Annotated in this window: 17 protein-coding genes and 3 pseudogenes; 15 read left to right on the plus strand and 5 right to left on the minus strand. The window is 34.1% G+C overall.

From position 1 onward, the window contains the following. Positions 1-62 precede the first annotated feature (62 nt). The 4 genes from ACE1TI_RS16240 to ACE1TI_RS16255 all read left to right on the plus strand — a co-directional run bounded on the left by ACE1TI_RS16240 (position 63) and on the right by ACE1TI_RS16255 (position 4,717). A complete protein-coding gene (locus ACE1TI_RS16240; RefSeq protein WP_375008607.1) occupies positions 63-857 on the plus strand; it encodes an HpcH/HpaI aldolase family protein in 795 nt (264 codons plus the stop codon). Between the two features lie 14 nt (positions 858-871). Continuing rightward, positions 872-1,792, plus strand: coding sequence for a dihydrodipicolinate synthase family protein (locus tag ACE1TI_RS16245; protein WP_375008608.1), 921 nt, complete (start codon positions 872-874; stop codon positions 1,790-1,792). An 18-nt stretch (positions 1,793-1,810) separates the two neighbouring features. Next, on the plus strand, positions 1,811-3,499 hold the full coding sequence (locus ACE1TI_RS16250; protein ID WP_375008609.1) for a thiamine pyrophosphate-dependent enzyme: 1,689 nt from the start codon (positions 1,811-1,813) through the stop codon (positions 3,497-3,499). 1,062 nt (positions 3,500-4,561) lie between these two features. After that, on the plus strand, positions 4,562-4,717 hold the full coding sequence (locus tag ACE1TI_RS16255; RefSeq protein WP_375008627.1) for a peptidoglycan-binding domain-containing protein: 156 nt from the start codon (positions 4,562-4,564) through the stop codon (positions 4,715-4,717). A 124-nt stretch (positions 4,718-4,841) separates the two neighbouring features. On the opposite strand, the gene ACE1TI_RS16260 is transcribed toward ACE1TI_RS16255, so the two are convergent. Both ACE1TI_RS16260 and ACE1TI_RS16265 read right to left on the minus strand, forming a co-directional pair. After that, positions 4,842-4,967, minus strand: a complete 126-nt coding sequence (locus ACE1TI_RS16260; RefSeq protein WP_375008628.1) for a YjcZ family sporulation protein — start codon at positions 4,965-4,967, stop codon at positions 4,842-4,844. A gap of 308 nt (positions 4,968-5,275) precedes the next feature. After that, a pseudogene (locus ACE1TI_RS16265) lies at positions 5,276-5,374 on the minus strand (YjcZ family sporulation protein); the annotation flags it as partial. A 241-nt stretch (positions 5,375-5,615) separates the two neighbouring features. Here ACE1TI_RS16265 and ACE1TI_RS16270 point away from each other — a divergent pair. Continuing rightward, positions 5,616-5,873 carry a hypothetical protein gene (locus ACE1TI_RS16270; RefSeq protein WP_375008610.1) on the plus strand — a complete coding sequence of 86 codons (258 nt, stop codon included), beginning with the start codon at positions 5,616-5,618 and terminating at the stop codon, positions 5,871-5,873. 91 nt (positions 5,874-5,964) lie between these two features. Here the strand turns inward: ACE1TI_RS16270 and ACE1TI_RS16275 are convergent, their stop codons facing one another. Further along, positions 5,965-6,759 carry a DUF2268 domain-containing putative Zn-dependent protease gene (locus tag ACE1TI_RS16275; RefSeq protein ID WP_375008611.1) on the minus strand — a complete coding sequence of 265 codons (795 nt, stop codon included), beginning with the start codon at positions 6,757-6,759 and terminating at the stop codon, positions 5,965-5,967. Between the two features lie 1,105 nt (positions 6,760-7,864). Between ACE1TI_RS16275 and ACE1TI_RS16280 the strand changes: the two genes are divergently transcribed. The 6 genes and pseudogenes from ACE1TI_RS16280 (at position 7,865) to ACE1TI_RS16305 (ending at position 10,988) form a co-directional block, all read left to right on the plus strand. After that, positions 7,865-8,068 (plus strand): hypothetical protein, encoded by a 204-nt coding sequence (locus ACE1TI_RS16280; protein ID WP_375008612.1) that lies wholly within the window; start codon positions 7,865-7,867, stop codon positions 8,066-8,068. Between the two features lie 784 nt (positions 8,069-8,852). Continuing rightward, positions 8,853-9,065, plus strand: coding sequence for a hypothetical protein (locus ACE1TI_RS16285; RefSeq protein WP_375008613.1), 213 nt, complete (start codon positions 8,853-8,855; stop codon positions 9,063-9,065). A gap of 130 nt (positions 9,066-9,195) precedes the next feature. Beyond that, positions 9,196-9,423, plus strand: a pseudogene (locus ACE1TI_RS16290) (ATP-binding protein); the annotation flags it as partial. Between the two features lie 264 nt (positions 9,424-9,687). Beyond that, a complete protein-coding gene (locus tag ACE1TI_RS16295) occupies positions 9,688-9,930 on the plus strand; it encodes an SHOCT domain-containing protein (protein WP_375008614.1) in 243 nt (80 codons plus the stop codon). Between the two features lie 173 nt (positions 9,931-10,103). Continuing rightward, the gene (locus ACE1TI_RS16300) at positions 10,104-10,325 is read left to right on the plus strand and encodes a hypothetical protein (protein WP_375008615.1); all 222 of its coding nucleotides are present in this window, start codon (positions 10,104-10,106) and stop codon (positions 10,323-10,325) included. A gap of 223 nt (positions 10,326-10,548) precedes the next feature. Further along, positions 10,549-10,988: pseudogene (locus ACE1TI_RS16305) on the plus strand (OsmC family protein). A gap of 1,265 nt (positions 10,989-12,253) precedes the next feature. Here the strand turns inward: ACE1TI_RS16305 and ACE1TI_RS16310 are convergent. Next, entirely contained in the window at positions 12,254-12,637 is a 384-nt protein-coding gene (locus ACE1TI_RS16310; protein WP_375008616.1) for a tyrosine-type recombinase/integrase, read from the minus strand. After that, positions 12,606-12,836, minus strand: coding sequence for a site-specific integrase (locus tag ACE1TI_RS16315; RefSeq protein ID WP_375008629.1), 231 nt, complete (start codon positions 12,834-12,836; stop codon positions 12,606-12,608). Before ACE1TI_RS16315 ends, ACE1TI_RS16310 begins: the two co-directional genes overlap by 32 nt. A 592-nt stretch (positions 12,837-13,428) precedes the next feature. Here ACE1TI_RS16315 and ACE1TI_RS16320 point away from each other — a divergent pair. The 4 genes from ACE1TI_RS16320 (at position 13,429) to ACE1TI_RS16335 (ending at position 19,482) form a co-directional block, all read left to right on the plus strand. Beyond that, positions 13,429-14,214 (plus strand): hypothetical protein, encoded by a 786-nt coding sequence (locus tag ACE1TI_RS16320; protein WP_375008617.1) that lies wholly within the window; start codon positions 13,429-13,431, stop codon positions 14,212-14,214. A gap of 518 nt (positions 14,215-14,732) precedes the next feature. Beyond that, positions 14,733-16,241 carry a hypothetical protein gene (locus ACE1TI_RS16325; protein ID WP_375008618.1) on the plus strand — a complete coding sequence of 503 codons (1,509 nt, stop codon included), beginning with the start codon at positions 14,733-14,735 and terminating at the stop codon, positions 16,239-16,241. Continuing rightward, positions 16,238-16,855 carry a hypothetical protein gene (locus tag ACE1TI_RS16330; RefSeq protein WP_375008619.1) on the plus strand — a complete coding sequence of 206 codons (618 nt, stop codon included), beginning with the start codon at positions 16,238-16,240 and terminating at the stop codon, positions 16,853-16,855. Before ACE1TI_RS16325 ends, ACE1TI_RS16330 begins: the two co-directional genes overlap by 4 nt. Beyond that, entirely contained in the window at positions 16,852-19,482 is a 2,631-nt protein-coding gene (locus ACE1TI_RS16335; protein ID WP_375008620.1) for an AAA family ATPase, read from the plus strand. The genes ACE1TI_RS16330 and ACE1TI_RS16335 overlap by 4 nt, the downstream gene beginning before the upstream one ends. Positions 19,483-19,612 lie beyond the last annotated feature (130 nt).

Genomic DNA, 19,612 nt, shown 5'->3' on the forward strand with positions numbered 1-19,612 from the left:
GAAGATCTAATATTGATTCAGCACTATTGACAGATGTAGATACTATAGAAAGGGGAATTTGAATGTTTCATAATAAATTAAAACAACAACTAATGGATCAGACTCAGGCAACAGCCTTTGGTGTTTTTATAGGTTTTCCTTCCACCCAAATGGTTGAAATGGCAGCCTACAATGGTTTTGATGTTGTCGTCATCGATAATGAACACGGCTTGCTTTCTACAGAAAATATAGAACATATGGTTATTGCTGCGGAACATGCAGGAGTAACTTCTATTGTGCGTGTCGTTTCCAGTGAGTCTGGCGAGATATTAAAAGCGATGGATCGCGGTGCCCATGGGGTCCATGTACCACAGGTCGATACGAAAGAGGAGGCCCAACAGGTAGTTAATGCGATAAAGTACCCTCCCGTTGGTAATAGAGGGGCCGCATTCTCCATGAGAGCAGCTCGTTATGGCGCGGTGCCTATCAAAGATTATTTAATCCATGCAAATGAAGAAACACTAGCATGTATTCATATAGAGAGTAAAAAGGCTTTGGATAATATAGAGGAAATCATAAGTGTTTCAGGCATTGATATGGTTTATATTGGTCCAACCGACTTATCTGTGTCCCTCGGTTATGAAGGAAGTATAGACCACCCGGAATTGCTTAAAGCAATTGATTCTATACAAGAAACAGCTCGGAAATATGATGTTAAGGTAGGTATTCATACAAAGGACAGTGAGGGAGCGAGATTAAGAAAGGAATGGGGAGCAGATTATGTTTGTTTAACAGTTACTTCTCTTCTTAACCAATCATTTTCAGGTTATATTCAAAATGCAAAAGAAGCAAGTGGAGAAAAAAATAACTTTAAATAAGGAGAGTGGAAAACATGACCTACAAAAAATTAGCAAAAAATTTAGAAACAATTTGTGCTATAAATATAACCCCATTTTATAAAGACACAAAGGAAATTGACTGGGGAGGACTAGAAGAAAATATTCAATTTTTATTGAAACATGGTACGGAAGTAATTGTTCCAAACGGAAATACGGGTGAATTTTATGCTTTAACGTTGGAAGAGGCAAAACAACAAACAAGAAACGTGGTCGACATTGTACAAGGTAGAGCAACAGTGGTAGCAGGAGTTGGCTATTCCGTTAATACAGCCATTGAGTTAGGAAAGGATGCCCAAGAAGCAGGGGCTGATTGTGTAATGATTCATCAGCCCATTCATCCTTATGTAACCACAGATGGAGCCATTTCTTATTTTAAAAAGATCATTGAAGCATTAGATATTCCTTCTATTATCTATTTTAAAGATCCACATTTAAGTGATGATGTTATTAAGGAATTAGCACCATTAGAAAAATTTATAGGAATAAAATACGCGATTAACGATTTACCACGCTTTAAGAAAGTTATAAGGGAAGTACCCGAAGAGCACAATCTGGCATGGATCTGCGGAACAGCTGAAAAATGGGCTCCGTTTTTCTATAACGCAGGTGCTAAAGGTTTTACGTCTGGAATAATTAATATTTATCCCGAAAGTTCTTTTGCTATGTTAAACGGGTTAAGAGAAGGCGATCATGAAATGGTGTGGAAAGTTTGGGAAGAAACATTGGATTATGAAAACCTAAGAGCCAAATACAATAACGGTAATAATGTCGTAGTCATAAAGGAATCCATGGCTGAAATTGGGATGAATAGTGGTGTTACAAGAGAACCAGTGAATCCATTAAATGAAGAAGATAAGAAAGAAGTTGAAGAAATTTTGGAAAGTTGGAATCTGCTAAACAAAGTAAATGACTAAAAGAGGAGTCGATACAGAATGATGAATACGATAACAGCTGCAAAAGCAATAGTAGAAGTAATGGTAAGGGAAGGTGTGGAAAAGGCCTTTTGTGTCCCTGGTGAAAGTTATCTTAGTGTCATGGATGCGATGTATGATTACTCGGAAATAGAGTTAATTAGCGGCCGACAAGAGGGCGGCGTATCCTTTATGGCAGAAGGTTATGCAAAAGCTACTGGAAAAGTTGGGGTGTGTTTCGCCACCCGGGGTCCTGGTGCAACAAACCTTTCGATTGGGCTTCATACAGCTTATCAAGATTCCACCCCCGTAGTTGCTTTTATTGGCCAAGTAGAAAGTAACTTCAGAGGAAAAGAAGGTTTTCAAGAAATTGATTTACCTGAATATTTTAAACACATCGTAAAATGGACTGCCGAATTAAGGGAACCCGAAAGAGTTCCTGAATTAGTCCACCGGGCTTTTCATATTGCTAGGTCAGGAAGACCGGGACCTGTATTAATTTCCCTTCCAGAAAATATTTTAAATGAAGTCGCAGAAATGGAATTTACTAAATCTGATACTTCTGTTTACTCCCTTCCCCGTCCATCTATAGATGCTGTTGAAAAAGCAAAGAAGCTATTAGAGGAAGCAAAACGACCAGTCATCATCGCAGGAGGAGGTGTGACTCATACAAAATCTGCATCTGAATTAGTTAAAGTGGCGGAATCAATAAACAGTCCAGTTGTCAGTGCATTTCGTAGGTTTGATGCCTTTCCTAATCATCATTCTCATTACGTGGGTTCTTTAGGACTTGGCACTCCGAAATATTTAATCGATTTCATCCAAAGCGCTGATGTAGTATTAGCATTGGGGACGCGTTTTTCCCAAATTACCTCCCAGGATTACTCGCTAATTAATGTTGAATCAAAGCTCATTCACATCGATATTTCCGAAGGAGAATTAAACAAAATTTATCGGCCTGAACTTGGGGTTGTCAGCGATGTAAAAAGTTTTTTGATTGATCTTCTTTCTGTAACCGAGAAAGGATTTAATAACACTTTAATAAAGAAAAATTATGTTCAAAATGTTAGAGAGGAGTACGAGAAATTCTCTACCCCACAGCCAATAGACGGAGAAACCACAGTAAACCTAGATGGCATGATGCACGATTTAAACAGTGTACTTCCAGAAGAAACGATTTTAACCAGTGACGCAGGAAATTTCTTTGGATGGATGTATCGATACTATTCATTTAAGCGAGAAGGAACATACATCGGACCGACATCTGGAACAATGGGGTATGGTCTGCCGTCTGCAATAGGGGCGAAGCTTGCTCACCCTGCCCGCCCTGTTATTGCCTTTGCAGGTGACGGTGGAATGATGATGACGATTCAAGAGCTTGAAACATGTGTGCGAAATAAAATTCCAGTGATTGTAATTGTAGTAAACAATAATATGTATGGAACTATTCGTATGCATCAAGAAAAAAATTATCCTAATCGCGTGATAGCCACGGACTTAACGAACCCTAACTTTGCTGAATTAATGAAAATCATGGGAGGAGACGGTGTTTTAGTTGAAAATAACAAAGACTTTGCACCTGCCTTAGAAGATGCGCTTTCATCACAAGTTCCTTTTTTAATTGAAGTAAAGGCTGATCCAGAACACATATCGGTAGGCAAGACCATGGAAGAATTAAGAGAAATGTCTCAACGAAAAGCTTTTTCATAAATCTTCATAAGTTCTTTGAACACATGCATTTTATCATTCTGAGAGTTTATCGTGTGATCACTAGTAAAATATATTTATTTAAAGTAACCATAGGGAAAGGCCAACAAAATAAATGTTGGCCTTCCAATTTGAATTGAGCGTAAGGTGGCGAACAGTAATGGAAGTACGAATCAGAGAAATGGTTGTAAATATCCAAATACAAGTTAAACAGTAGATCCAAAAGAGAGTGGGGACGGGGAAAAAGGTGGCCGAAGGAATAGATCGCGGTTTGCAAAAGTGTTTGACCGAAGAGCTGGAAAATATAATAATGGTGGTATTGTAGAAGACGCTACAATAGGCGCTGTTAACGACACAAAACAAAATAGTGTACCTTTAGACAAAAGAGTTGGATGGGACGAAGGACTCCCCCTATTCTTGAATGCTTACAATCATTCACCATGACCACTAGTTGTTCGGTCAAAACACTGTGATTTTGTAATTTCATAAATAACGCCTTATTTGGTAATTATAAATTCTGACTTTAAAATTAAAAAAGGAGAGAAGAAAATGAAATATCTGAAAGAGAACAGGTGAAAAAGTCTTAGGGGTTTCACGAGCAAAACGAAAAAGCAAAATGGATTTTGTTGATAAATATTGAAAATCCAATTATACATAGGCAAATACATAGAGATGAAATATGTACTCCATGAAATTTGCAAAGGGTATGGAATTAAATAAGTTTAAAAAACGATCACGTAAACAGAACTAATTTTCCATCCTAAATATGTATCAAAAAAACCCAGTAGGAGGAATCTCTGATGACAGTATCCAGTGATCTAAAAACAACAGTAGCAAGTTTAAAGACTCTCAAGCCAATTTTGAATCATTTGCTTTAGCAACAGAAAATGAACAAGCTAAACAATTGTGTCAAAAATGCAGCAAAGTAAGCTCGCAGATGATTGAACAGTCTCACCGCGTAGCCAGCAAATTGAGCAAGACCTCAGTACTAACATTGTCATGGAGATCCCTTTGCCACCTTAGCAAAAGGTTCACACGGAAATTTGGTTTTCCTCGTTCAAAACCATCTTCAAGGCAGCAGGATATTATCGAAGAACCTGTAATGGAATATATGATGATTATATGGTTACTGTGGTTAAAGAATTCCAGGAAAAAGAGGACTTATCTGTAACCGGATATTTTTTACATAGGGACTATATTCAGTTAGGTTTGCTTGAATAGAATTACTCTTAAACCGTTGATTTTTAACACGCATAGGTAGTATAAAATTATAACAGGCTGCTGATATTTGCAACAGCCTGAGGTGATTTTTCGTAACGTTTCATGCGCATAAAATTTAAGACAGTTAACACCAAGCTGCCCCTACTATGATAAGCAGGATAAATAGTACGACGATTAAAGTAAATCCAGCACCATAACCTGCTCTAGCGACAGGTGCACTATACCCGAATCCTACAACCAAATCCTCCATAACCAAACTACATGGAACCCCTCCTAACATGCTTATTTTAATGACAAGTTATTTAACCGCCTGAAACACGTTATCCAAAGAGTAGAAGATTAGCTAAAATTCTCTCTGAAAATCCCCGTACTATTAGCCAGGATGGTATGATCAAACGTCATAGTCAAATACGGCTGATACACAAATGCAGAAACCGACCCCTCTGAAACGCGTTATAGACGGAAAAATTTATGTATTGTTTTATACAAGGTCATTGATAGGGTACCTTGATAAATGCATTATTTCTGAAATGCTGTTAATCAGTAAACTTTATTTAATTAATAACCGTACCCAACGAAAGCTTCACCTACAATGATTAACAAGATAAATAGTACCACAATTAAGGCGAAACCTCTGCCATAACCGTACCCTGCTCCAGCGACAGAATCGCTTATCTTAATGCATCTCCTTGTTATTTGCAACTAATATATGTCCTCTTCAAAAACATTGATATAGACAATACCACTGTTTTAGGCTCCGGTGTTTAAAGTGTTTATTGCCTTTATATCATTAGATTTATTAAATTCCGCGCCTTCCTATTACGTTTGACCATTGCTACCGTTTAGAAGGGCACATACAATGTCGTAAGTTACGGGAAGACAGGGGGTGAAAGAAAGGATGTCAGCTGCACATTATCATAATGTATGCAATCGGTTTAGAGGCAGAGCTGTTGAAATAAGAACACGTGACGGCAGAAGGCATAGAGGTATTATTTGGCACGTTGACCACTCTAGAGTATTTTTAGAACCTTTTGGCCGTAAAAGAGACCTGGGTGGTTTTGGCTATGGTTTTTTCGGTCCTGGGTATGGGTTCGGATACGGTCTTGCATTAGGTGCTATCGTTTCATTAGCTTTACTTCCGTTTTTCTTTTGGTAACTCTTTTTTTAATGAGTGTTTTATAAAAGCAGACGAATTTTTTCGTCTGTTCCCCCCCCTTTTTCATCAGAAATGACTTTAAAGCTTCTTTTTAGAAAATGTGGTAGTTTTTGATTTGATGAAATAAGTCTGTTTGAGAATGAAGCAAATCTTTACAGATTAGACTATTTTCTAGCATGTATTTCTTGACTAAGTAATACCCAACACAATACCCAGCCATTTTGGGATAAAAGCGAAATCCGTATAGTATATCTTGGTGTTTACGATCAGATGGTAAAATATTTCTGTTTGGAAACACGAGGGTGTCCCACAATTTTTTTAACGTTTGATTTGAATAATACGTTGTCCAATTTGCTGTATATTCTTCACCAAATCTTTCCCGCACTGCATTTTCAGCTAAGCCTTCCAAAATAACTGTATCCAATAAAACATAATCTTTTTCGTTTTTCTTGTATTTGGCTAACCAACAAACATGGTTGTATTCGTGAGTGAATAATGCCCTTATTTCCTTTTGCTTGTTATCGTCTGAAAGAAATAAAAATAATTTATCCTTAAAGGCTAGACCTGATTTCCCATTATAATTTTGTTTTAAATCTCGGTTATGGGGGTCTGATGGGAAAATAAAAATAGGGATATCAGGTCCACCCCATGTTTCTTCAAGATACTGTTTTTCCTTTGTTACAACATCCCATACTTTATTATTCTGTAGTTTTTTTACCCATTCATTCTCTTTTTTGAAAGGGGGGCGATACATTCCGTGCAGAATGAAATATTCATAGATTTCGAGGGGTTTAACGTTATGAAAATATGCTTTTACCTGTTCACATATTTTAATTGGTTTATCATACCAATCTATTAGCCATTTATCTGTTCTAATTACTCCCATATTAATTCTCCCCTAACCACAGATTTCATCTTATATAGTATGATTACGCCAAAAACACGTGATGAAGTATTTAGGCTCTTTTTCATAAGACAGACAATCTCCCCATCGATTTTGTTTTTGAATAATATATAAAAAACCAAATAAGGAAGCACTGGGGTAAAAAAGATGTAGAAGTATCTGTCAAAGCCGAACCCCTTACAGGTCGGCAAAAATAGTATTACGATTCAGTCGAAGAAGAGCGTCAATTCGAAAAGGGCTGTGCCACCACCTTTTCATGTATCCGTCCTGAAGAATAGAGAACACGGCCTTCCGGCTTGGGAATGGAACCTACTGGCTTACCGGGAACATTATTCATAGGGCCGATACCATTCAAATGACAAGTAAAAGAAGTGAAAAAAACGAAGAGACAATGAGCTTCCGTTTCGCATACAACCCCCTGGAAAATGGCAACTGATTAAAGAAAGAGTAATTATAAGAATCTACTCCATGAGTAGAAGCCTTCCTTTCTCTATGCAGAATGAAGGTCTTTTACTTCCTGTTATCAAATTTAATAGTAATTTGAATTTCAAAGTTTCATCATACACTTATCATATTTTCAACAAATCAAGCATTTATCCTTGTATTAGTAATCAACGGGAAGTACATATCAGCTAAACCAAAATAGGAGGCAATAACATATGTCCAACTTTGGAGGATGGACATAAAATAAGAATCATGCCTAATCTTATCGCATATTAAATACCCTTACTTTTCAAGAACAACTTTCTAAATTGGCATATTCTCAATCCATATTAGAAATGATAATGGGAAGAATTGTTGAGTGGTTTCGTCCGCAATGAAGATACGATATTCATACTTAACAATTACAAATGAAAATGGTTTTATGGCGAATTGCTAATGGGATTGGATGTTTGAAAGGGCGAAGAGAAAATTCTAGACAAATGTTTTGACTTATGTAAAACCGGGAGTCATTATTCTTTTGCATGAGTTGCCACAAACGGTTTTTATTCTGTCTGCTTTCATTCAGGGTCTCAAAGAGAAAGGATAAACATTGAACAACCCTCAGAACCGTTGAATTTACCCATTTATAAATGGAGTGGATAGTGTGATTATACAGGAAAATATGCATATTTCGGAAATCGTAAAGGTCTGGCCAGAAACGATTAAAATTTTTGAAGACTACCATATTCCAGTTGATTCGAACAGAAAACTAGAGGATCTGGTTGACAGAGTGAAAGTTAGAGATGTGTTGAGTGATCTTAATCAATTGTTAGGAAGTTCGCAGGCAACCTGTATAGAAGGAGGCTGAAGAATAATAAAAGAGTAGGTTACTCTTTTTATTGTACCCATTTTGTCACTATTCTCTTAGCGCGGACAATGGACTGTCATGCAAAGAATATTATCCTCGCGCCCTTTAACACTCAGAGACTGAAAGGTAAAGGAAACCTGTTTAAATATTCAGCAGTGGGAAAGCTCTGTGAAGTACGGTTCTTCCCGGGGAACAGCAAATGAAAAAATACTTAAAATGGTTCTCTCCCTTCAGGCTCCTCCCATACTACAGAATTTATTTATTTTATTTATAGTTTCAACACATTCTCTTGCTACATTTTAATAACAGATTGGCAATCAGCTATCCAATGTAGAAGAGGAGGGAGATTTTTAAACAATGGGGTATCCACTTATCTACTGAAAGGGATATTGTTGCTTTTGATGGTTTTTTTGGAGAATGAGTAATTCTGGCACACGTAAAAGCCCTTGCAGTATGTTGGGAAGGGGATCTTGTTATAATAAAAGGGAAACAGGAAATCATTCTCCAAAGTATGTAGACTTGGAAAAGATTATGTTCAAATGGATGAACTAGAAAAGGAAAACCCGTGTCAATGTCTCGACAAAAGATGAAGCTGGATCGCTGGGCCCAGGCAATCAATAACTTAGCTGTAGATTTAAAAAGGTATCAGGATTCACGAAGAGATTTTTTGCGAATGTCTCTCATGAACTAAGAACTCCGATCACCTACTTGGGGAGGATATGCCCCTATTGTAAAAGAAGGCTTGTACTAAAGTGAGGAAGAAAAAGAGTAGTAATCAACGATCATGCATAAAGAAGCAGCCAGACTAAAACGTTTGATTGAGGATTTGTTTTATCTTGCTAAAATGGAAGAGGGTAAAATCGATCTGGAAGAAGAAGCGATCTATATAAAAGAAGTGTTGGAAACTGTGGTTGAGCGCATACAGTTACGGGCAAATGAAAAGGGAATCGGAAATTATTTCGAAATTGGAAAACAATATACCGTTTATATACGGTGACGGGATTCATATGGAACAAATTTTTTATAATCTGCTTGAGAATACGATTCGCTATACAGAGCATGGGACTATAAACGTCCGGCTGAAACAGGAAAGCCAAGAAATGGTGTTAATATAGGTTGAAGATACCGGAATAGGAATCCCGGAAGAAGAAAAGCCTTATATTTTTGAACGATTTTACCGTGTGGAAAAATCACGGACCCAAAAACATGGCTGCACAGAGCTGGGCCTTGCGATCACCAAGGAACTCATAGAATTGCAGGACGGAAGGATTGATATGTCGAGCCAAGAAGGCAAAGGAACCAGGTTTGACATACGGTTTCCGACAATACCAGATGAAAAGGAAGGACAAACATGAAAGGCATGGACTGGGTGGTAGCTGTATCTCTGGTGGTAATTGGGTTGTCGTGTCTTACAATGTCTGCTTCCGCTAAAGGGATATATCGATACGTTTTTAGTTATTTGTTTATTTGCGGGCATCCCTGCATTTTTAGGCGGCTTACTCTATTTGTATTTTAGAAAGAGATAAGTAGAGGGAATATTACAATGGAGAGATGGTTTACAAATAGCATACCCTCAACTGGAAGTATTGGCCGAAGAGAAAAAGAGAAAAGGAGAAAGTGTGTTATCTATAAATTATTTGGAAGGAGTAAAGGCCATTATGATGATGAATGGAATGGGGATTATCTGGATGCTGTTGTGGATTGTCGTCTTAGGCTTCGTTATTTATGGGGCGCTTAGGCTGATTCCCAACAAGAAGGAAGAGGAAGATCCTGCGGTACGTATCCTGAAAGAACAATTTGCTCGGGGAGAAATAAGTGAAGAAGAATATGAAAGGAGAAGAAAAGTGTTATCAAAAAATTAAAAAACAAAATTCAGTTCGAACGTCCCCTTCTTATGCTCTATTCTCTTCCAATATTTAATGAAAAATGGGCTTCTCCATTTGAAACGCTTAAAATAATATGTCATATGCTAGTGAAACGCTTAAAATAATATGTCATATGCTAGGCGTAGCAGCAAATCAAAGGAGTGAAGCTATTGTATTATCATCCATCTCATTGGATTTCCCCGCCACCCCCTATCTATGAGCCAAAAATGCGAATGGAAAACACCCCTTCACAGAATATGATGCCCGAAAACAACATGGACTCTATGATGGATATGATGCAAAGACATATGCAGGTGACAAATGAGATTAAACGAAAAGTGGATCAGATAGATGAACGATTGCGGCGAATGGAAGAGAAAATGAGAAGGTAGCGGGGTGCTGCCTTTTTTTGTTAGAAGGTTCCAAAAAACTTTCAGTTCCCCTTTTTAGCCTTCTCATACCCCTTACAGCTTTGAATACAAGAAACGAGAGAGAAATTTTCCCTGTTTCACAAAATGATCACAAAGGCTGGTATACTAACTAACATTAAAAATTTTTTCTTATTAGGGTGAAGTAGATAAGAAATATAAATGAGGATAAATGAGCAGGAAAAAAATGAGTGAAAAAATAACTTTTGAAGTAAAAGGCAGCACAGATCAAATGAAATATGAATTACAAGCAAAAAATCATACGATTGTGATTGACGAACCACCGGAAATGGGAGGGTCCGATAAAGGACCAGACCCCCTGTCTAATCTACTTGCTTCACTTGCTGGATGTGAAAACGTTATTGCTAATATGTAGCTAAAGAAATGAACTTTGACCTTCAAGGGATCGAATTTAACGTGACAGGAGAACTCGATCCAAGAGGCCTAATGGGAAAGGCTGATGTTCAACCATATTTTAATCAAGTTACAATCTATGCAAATGTTAGAACAAGTGAATCTGAAGAACGGGTAAATGAATTAAAAGAAAAAACGGATGCACGCTGTCCAGTTTATACTACGTTAGAAGCGGCGAATATTCCTATTAAAGCTGAATGGACAAAAGCATAAAAAATGGAAAGGAAAGTTCTCACTGCTCTTTAGATGTGAACTTTCCGTCTTTTCTTAAAAGAGTAAAGCCCGAATTATTTATGATATCAAATGAAAAAAATCTGTTCAGAAAAAATGGATGCCCTCTTTTCGTTTTGAATCCCATTTCGACCGCGAAAAACAAACAGTTAAATCGGATAACGGACAAGGTCTGTGACTATTTGAATTGGAACGGGGAAGAAAGGTTACTCCATATGGATTTAGGTATTCAATTGCTACATTGCTCGATGAAAAAGGAATTTCACGAGACTGTATACAGTTTTTACTAGGCCACAGTGAAAGTGCAAATATAAGGTTTTATCTTAGGAGAAATCACAGAAAGATCTATCAAATTAGGAAATCCCTAATTGAAATTGTGCCAATAGTAATGAAAGAGTAGCGACGCCCCCAGAAAGTATTCCAAACAATGATGGCAATCAAAGGAACAATAATAGAACACTTCCATATTCAGAGGAATTTTTACTAGAATTATCACAGAAAAATCCAATGCTTTTTAAAAAATTGATGCTTAAACACTTGTAATAACCTAATAGGGCATGTTAGTTAATTTCGTCTTACTACCAACTTTTTTCTCAATAATTCGGCAGCTATCTATTTATAGATAGAATTCATCTTTATTTAAATAAGCGGCATGTAATTTAGCTGCAATTGTTCTAAATAGATAAAGATAATGATAGGCTTGCATCATAAATAAAGGATATGATGGAATGATGAGCACTGTATTTCTAGAGGAAATAAACGAAGCTTGTTTGGAGGGGGCAAAAACTTTCAAGGATACAACTTTATAATAGACATTACAATCATTTAATCCAATATTTTGTTTTATTTATTTTATTATAGAGTATTTGTTATTGGAACATGATTATTAATGTCACTTGTTTAAAACGGTTTAAACATCAAAAGAGCCCTGATTAACAAAGTCAAGCTTTATGTTAATCAGGGGTGATTTAGATGCGTGCTGTGCGGTGATTATTTTATTATTTATAGGTGTAGAATATATCGCTTTTTTCTTTTGCTCAAAATCAATATGAGTGTACATTGAGGTTGTGGCTAGATTTTTTCATTACTTTCCTGGAGTAGCAAGCTTGCAAAAGTATGACGAAGATGGAAGATGATGGAGAGAAAAGTGATTTGGTGGTAACCCTAACTTTTCTAATATATCTTTGAATACAACATACAGCTCCCTAGGGTTCATTTTTTTCCCATTTTTATTTACAAATATAGGTTCAGCAGGGTGTAAACGATAATCTAATAATGCTTTTCGATAGATGAAACAAAGGAATAACAATAGGGTGAAGAGGAAGGAGGCGCTCTTTCTTCCCTTTACCTTCTACTCGAATAGTATTGTTTTCCAAATTTACTTGTTCCCACTTTAAATCAACGAGTTCTTGACGGCGCATCCCTGTGGTTGCAAGCAATTTAAAAAGCAGGTGATTCCGAAGTGCCAGGGGACGCTTGCCTTTTTCCAAGAAATGAAAGAGTTTTCGCAGTTCATCTAAATTCATATAGACAGGTAATTTTTTTCGGATTTTGGAGCTTGAACTCCAGCCATGAAGTCTAATTTCATGTAATTTTCTTTTAACTCTGCAATGTTTGGGGCTTTGCTTCATGGTTCAATACTTGGTCTTGAATAAAACGTCGACTTGTGGAAGTAGATAAATCATCAAGATTTTCTGAGCGATCATGTGAACGTAAGAAGTCTTGAAAACATTTCAAATCAAAAGCATAACTACGAAGCGTATTTTTCGAATAATTTTTTTCAACTTCGAGATGTAATAAGTAATCATCAACAGCATCTGTAAAATTTATTTATAGAACCTCCAAACAGTGTAATTATAAGGACGTCTCCGAGACTTTTTGAGACGAACCAGATATTCTTAGATACGACCAGTAAACTTATTGAGACGTCGCTAATAATTATCGTCAAGTTGAAAGGGGGAAGTTCCTAATATCGATTATTATCAGAACCTATGAGGGAACTTATTGTTTAGTTGAGGTTTATTTCTAGTTTACATAATATATATTGAGGGGCTGAAAAAGCCCGATTTATCGGTCGTTGACATAATTAAAGAACGTCTTTAAGTTTTATCCGACGCGTCTATAAGAATTATATTAACTTCATAAGTTAACATAATATACCGTTAATAATATCAAAAGCGTCGAGGATTTACAACTCGTACCAGTTGATGATCATCTACTACCTGTCGTACTATTACATCAAGCAGAAATGTGTTACAACATAACTAAATATGGTTTATAACATAAAAAATATGAACACTCCATATTAAATATAACGAAATTTAGAGTGTATCCAATAATTTCATTTATAATTCAAATAATTTCTGGTATATATATTAAAATAAAATAAATACCTGAAAACCTATTAGTCAAGGAGGAAATTATGAAAAAAGTTAAACTGTTTTTATGTCTGTTAATTATATTAGTTATATTTTCACCAATAATTGTAAATTCCATAATTGTTAGCCCTACAACCCATGGTTTTAAAGTGGTAAATAATAACGATTGGATTTCTTTTTATGGCAGCATTATCGGGGGACTAATTACTTTAGTAGGTGTTGCTTTAACAATTGTTTATACTTCATACCAAAATAGGGAACAGGATCGTAAAGGTATCAAACCCTATATATCTATTACTCAGTTGTACAAAAATTCTATTAAAGATGAAGTAGCACATTTAACGAATGATGATTATAAAATTGGTTTGATTGCTATGGTTAATAATGAAAAAAGGTCGGCTAATGATTTAATGATTGATGAGTTAAGTTTCTACGGTTTTATAAAAAACATAGGTATAGGAACAGCAATAAACATACAATTTGTAAATATGTGGATTGAGAATAAAAAAATAAGTTGTGGTTGTACTAATGTGAAAAATTCATTAGAAGTTGGAGCAATGGATTTTTTCAGAATAGAATTGTTTAATATAGTTGTTGAAGACAAGGATTTGAGTGCAAAATACAAAAAAATGTTAAATGATATAGAATCCGTAAAATTCCCTAATATTCATTTTCGTTTTGATATAATTTATGAAGATATGTTGGGTAATAAATACAAACAACATTCAGAAATTGAAGTGCAAATAATAGATAGAGGAGAAGAAAAAAAACGATTTAATGTACTTTTTGATAATGTATCTCATCCGAAAGAAATAAATACTAAGATTTAAAGAGGATAGGGGGAGGTTAACTGATCTTGGACAAACTTCAAACAGTATGCGAACCACAGCTCGGATTTCAAGCTGTGGATTTGTGTTTTTCTTATAATTAAGGAGGAAGAATTTTAAGAATTTTGTGTTATTTAAGTGAAGTCAACATTCCGAGTTAATATTTCGGAATATTTTAACTAATTATACTTAAAAAAATCAAAACTACACCTGGTAATTTCACCCTTTCTTTTCTGTATCGAATATAGGGTGATGTCTATGCACCAAAAGCCTATTTCAATGTAAATTAAACTGTAAATTTAATTGTGAAAGTTGTGATATTTCGCTTGTAATTTGGTATGCGTTTTTTCGTTTTACACCTCTGAAGTTAATCCGTTAATAATTTAAACCACTTTTCTTATGTTGGTGGAATTGACGTCGAGCACTCAGTGTTAGACAATAAGTACTATCAATATGAAAAAAATAACAAAATAGATTAAAAAATGTCAAAGAGAATCATTTTAAATTAAAGGAGAGCTAGGATGAGCCAGGATGTTCTAGACACCATCATTCAAATAGATCAGGATGGCGAAGATAGAGATGCTTACGATTCTATAAATGGGTATTTATATCAATTTGAATTAACTTTACTGCATATCCTAGAGGATGGATCTGATAATGATGCATTTGGTGAACCGCATAAAAATAATCCAGGGATTTTTAAATTAGAGACAATTGAAGACTATGTTAAATATTATAAAGAAAATAACATTGACCATATAAGGTCTGCCCAGATAAAGCATCATAATACAACAGCAGGTGAATCAAAATATTACAAGGCTATATTATGGATGTATTGTGGATATCTCAGGTTTCTTCAAGAAAGTAATCAAAATGTAACGTATCAAACTATACTCTTCCATTTTGATAAATCTCCAGATAATAAAGATATACTAAATACATTAAATAAAGCATTAGAGTCTGAGAGGAATAAAGAAAAGGACAAGCAATATTCAGCGTATAAAGAAATAATAAAAACTCAACTTGATTCGATCCACAATAGAGAAGAATTCTCTGACAATGCGAAATATGTTAAAACTAAAAGTTTAAATGAAGTTTCAGAAACGATTAAACAAAAATTAAAGATTAGATATCAAAAATATAGAGCAGAGTACAGTAACGGTGAATTTTTATATGCTGCAGCTGTAAGTAAATTAATTAGAGATGGACGAGAAAAATACCCTATATCCCTAAAGGATATTGACGATTATTTTAAAAATAACAAAATAAATATTAATAAAGATTTCTACCAAATAAAAATTATTGAAGAAATTTATTATATTATAGAGCAACAAAAAGAGGAGGTAGCAACACCTAGAGACCTGTCATTTATTGTTAATAGTAATGAATGTGTACAGGTAAATGATAAAATAATAGATTCCTATGACGGGATTTTAGAGAATATTAGAGTATTTTTAACCGAAAAGTTCAAGTTACCGGAAAACCGACGGTCATTTTTAAATACAGTTGTTACCAAAAAGCTTAACGAATATACTCCGGATTCTCATACAGAATACCAAGTTTTTTTAAATTGTTTTGATGAAACAAAAGCATTTATTGCTAAATTAGCTAAGATTATCTACTTCTATCAAGCACAATTTGATGAAGTAGCGGACTTAAACAGCTGGTTTGATATTAGAAATAACGTATGGTTCTTTTGTTTTCCATACGAACAAAGAGGAAATGGTGCAATTATGGGTGATATCCCACCCAGTGCGAACGCAGCTTATATAATATCAGAATTAATAACAAGACTATCGAAATTTGAGATTAAACCACATGTATGGTACTTAGGCGATGTAAATATACGTGCTTCACAAAAAATAGATTACAAACCATCAATAACTAAAATTGATAATGAAAGTTCGCCTTGTAATCCAAGTGATGGGCATTTTTATATTCAATGTTTAAACTGTTTGTCCGTTACCGACTATGAAAAAATTGAGCAAGTTTCTAATATTTTTACTAAGGGTTGTGATGAAGACACATGAAGTTAAACGAAGTTACTAAGGTATTGGAGAATAATGGTTTTAAGCAAAAAGAATTCATGATAAATAAAAGCCAGTACAATTCAGAAACAGAAAAGTATGAACACAAACAAGTGAGCATTTTAGATTTTAAAAATATATTTACTAATAAAAATGAAACAGAAATCTATTTAATAGAGGAAAAAGATCAATTATTCATTAATGAAGAGGTTGATGAATTTGAAAAAAGAGTGGCAGGATTTATCGCATTCTTGGGCAACAATCCTTTGAAATATAATATTAATCTTTTATTATTATGTCCTTTAAATTTACAAAGAAAAGGTAAGAAGGAAAGTGAAGAAATTAATAAGCTTATTAGTTATGAAAGAAATAAATACTACTGTAGAAAGATATTTTTAGACACGGCAAATCAAAATTTTGAAGATGAGATGTCCCTAATTCCATCATTTCCGATTAAAGTGAATGTTGAAGAAGTTAGTAAGGGTTATAAAGGTATGTCTGATGCAATAAAAACTATTATTAATAAGCCATTATATAAAGAATTAATTAAAGAAGAACCGAATAAAGAAAAAGTTTTGGAATCTTTAGGGGTACAATTAAAGGATGAGGAAAAATGAATAACAGTTTTTTAATAAATAAAGTTTGTATTAATAATTTTAGAGGGTATCAAAATAAAGAATTTGAATTTTTTAAGGGTAATAAGGACAAAAGAGGATTAATTTTGTTAGCGGGACCAAATGGATATGGGAAAACCTCATTTTTAGATGCAATTGAATGGTGTCTTACTGGTACTATAAGACGCCTTGAAGAAGAATATGGTCAAAGAAAAGATAAAACTGTTCAAATGCAAAAAGGTTTATTAAAAAATAATTTATCTCAAGATAATGTTACTGTTTGTATTGATGCTGAATATAACAATAAGCATATAATATTCGAGCGATCCTTTGATGGGCAAAATGAATTTGAAGGATTTAATATTGATAAAACGACTTTTATCATAACTGTTGACGGTCAACAAAAAGGTGGCAAAACTATTGACTCTATATTAGGGGTTGAAGTTGCTAAATACTTTTATGATCGATTCACTTGTTCTTATGAAAAAAATTTAAAAATGTACGAGAAGAGTAGGACAGATATATATGAAATATTTTCAACATTTTTCGGTGGAACAGATGAAATAGAGAAAATTATAAATAACCTAGACGGATATCAAGAAGGTAAAGGGAGAAATAAGAAAATACACCCTGGTCTTATTAAAGAGATTGATGATAAGTTTTTACAATTAAAAAAGGAAAAGGTGGTGGCAGAAAACACATATAACAAGGAAAAACAAAATTTAGAAAGCATTTTAAAACAGATGGAACATATTGGGGGATTTAAAAAAACGTTAGAAGTTTATCCCAATAAGTTGATATATAAAGAGGAAAAGCGTGCAATTGACCTCTACCAACAAGATTTAGACTTTAATTTAAAATATCAAAGTATAAAAACACAAAAGAAGATTCTTGAACAAATCAAATATCTCGTTGATAAAAATAAAATATTTAGTTTAAGTCAGGATTATTTAAAACATTTAACTCAAGAGATAAACTTAGACAACTTCAAAAATCATTTATTTATCCCTTTTAGAGAAAAAGAAGAAGCAATTGTTAGATCTCAAGGGAAGGATTTTTCGGAATATAAAAATAAAAAAAACAGATATGAAGAAGTACTTAAGGACTTAAATCAAATAAAAACTGTATCTAAAGACTCTTTTGACAAGTTAAAAAAACTTGGAAATCAGTTGTTAAAACAGGAACATCATTGTTTTACTGAAATAGAGAATGCTTATGAAAAATTGGAAGCAAGAGATCAGTTGCTGGGACAATTACAAAGATACAAAACTACCGATCTCGCTACCAAATCATTACGCGCACTTATTGATCATATTGAAGGATTTACTAAATTAAGGGCAAACGGTCATAAAAAATGTCCGTTATGTGGAAGCGGGGAGCTATTTGCCTCTCACGACACAAAACTAACAGAAGAAGCTAAAAAAGCTTTAGGCGTTATTGATGAAGAAAGGGCTGCTCTTCAGCAAGAACATAATCAATATAGCAGTGAACTTAACGATGTTCTTGAAAACATAAAACGGGTATTGAATAATGAAGCGAGTAAACAATTATCAGATATAAATAAGGTTTTAAAGTCTATAAATGACACTGAGTCAATCAAGTTAGCCTGTTCTAAGTTCCAATTGAATTTTGATAAGATAGACCTTAAGACATTGAGAGAATATGAAAAAAAATTACGATCACAAAGCATTGATGAACAAAATATTATTGAATTAGAAAAAAATATAATTAATGGGCTAGCAGATAAATATGAGAGACTCGAAGGTATACCTAGTTTTATTGATTTGGATGAATATATGACCAACAAGGAATTTATGGCTTTAGACAATATTAAAAAAAGAGAATGTATAAATCAATTTATACGTTTATATGATGAAGAATTATCTACCCTAGAAATAAATAATAAAAAGGATATTTTAAAAGAAGATATAGATTCTGAAACAATAAATGTACGTATTTCAATATTAAATCGTCTAGAAAAAGAAATTGAGCAAAATAAATTTTTGCAAGATACGAAAAATAAAGTAGAACAAGCGGAAAACATATTTCATAAAATTAACAAAGATTTTAAGAAAAAATCAAGTGAACTCCAAAAAATAAAGCAAATTTCAAGGGATATGAAAAAATTGAGAGGAGATTGGGACGAAAAAATTGCTCAAGAGATCAATGGACCTCTACAAAAGGTTTATAAGAGGTTGAATAGACACACCAATATCGATAACATTGATTTAACTAAAGAAGGAATTACTAAACAAATGGCAAAAATAGGAGTTACGTTAGACGATAAAGAAGTTAATGCTTCGAATGTGTTAAGTGCAGGGCAACTGTCCATTGTTTCTTTATCAGTATTTCTTACTGTTGCAATGGGACATCGAGATAACCCTTTTAGATGTTATTTTATGGACGACCCTATACAGTCAATGGATGATTTAAATATTTTATCGTTTGTGGATTTGTTAAGAACTGAGTTAGGAAAAAGCCAATCAAAAACAAGTTTTATTGACCAATTATTTTTGACAACATGTGATGAAGATCTTGAAAAACTAGTTAGTCATAAATTAAAAACCTTTAATGTGAATTTTACACATCTTCATTTTATAAATTATAGTGAATATGAAAAAATAACATAAAGAAAAAGACTTTAAGGTGGATTTCCATTATTAAAAATTTTAGACACTATAAAAAAGTCCACTGTTTGGGTTTAGTCAAACAGTGGATTTTTTTTAGTGGTTATTTTCAACAATACTTCTTCATTTCTTT

Source organism: Alteribacillus sp. JSM 102045, from assembly GCF_041949975.1.
In the GTDB taxonomy this organism is placed as follows: Bacteria; Bacillota; Bacilli; order Bacillales; family Marinococcaceae; genus Alteribacillus.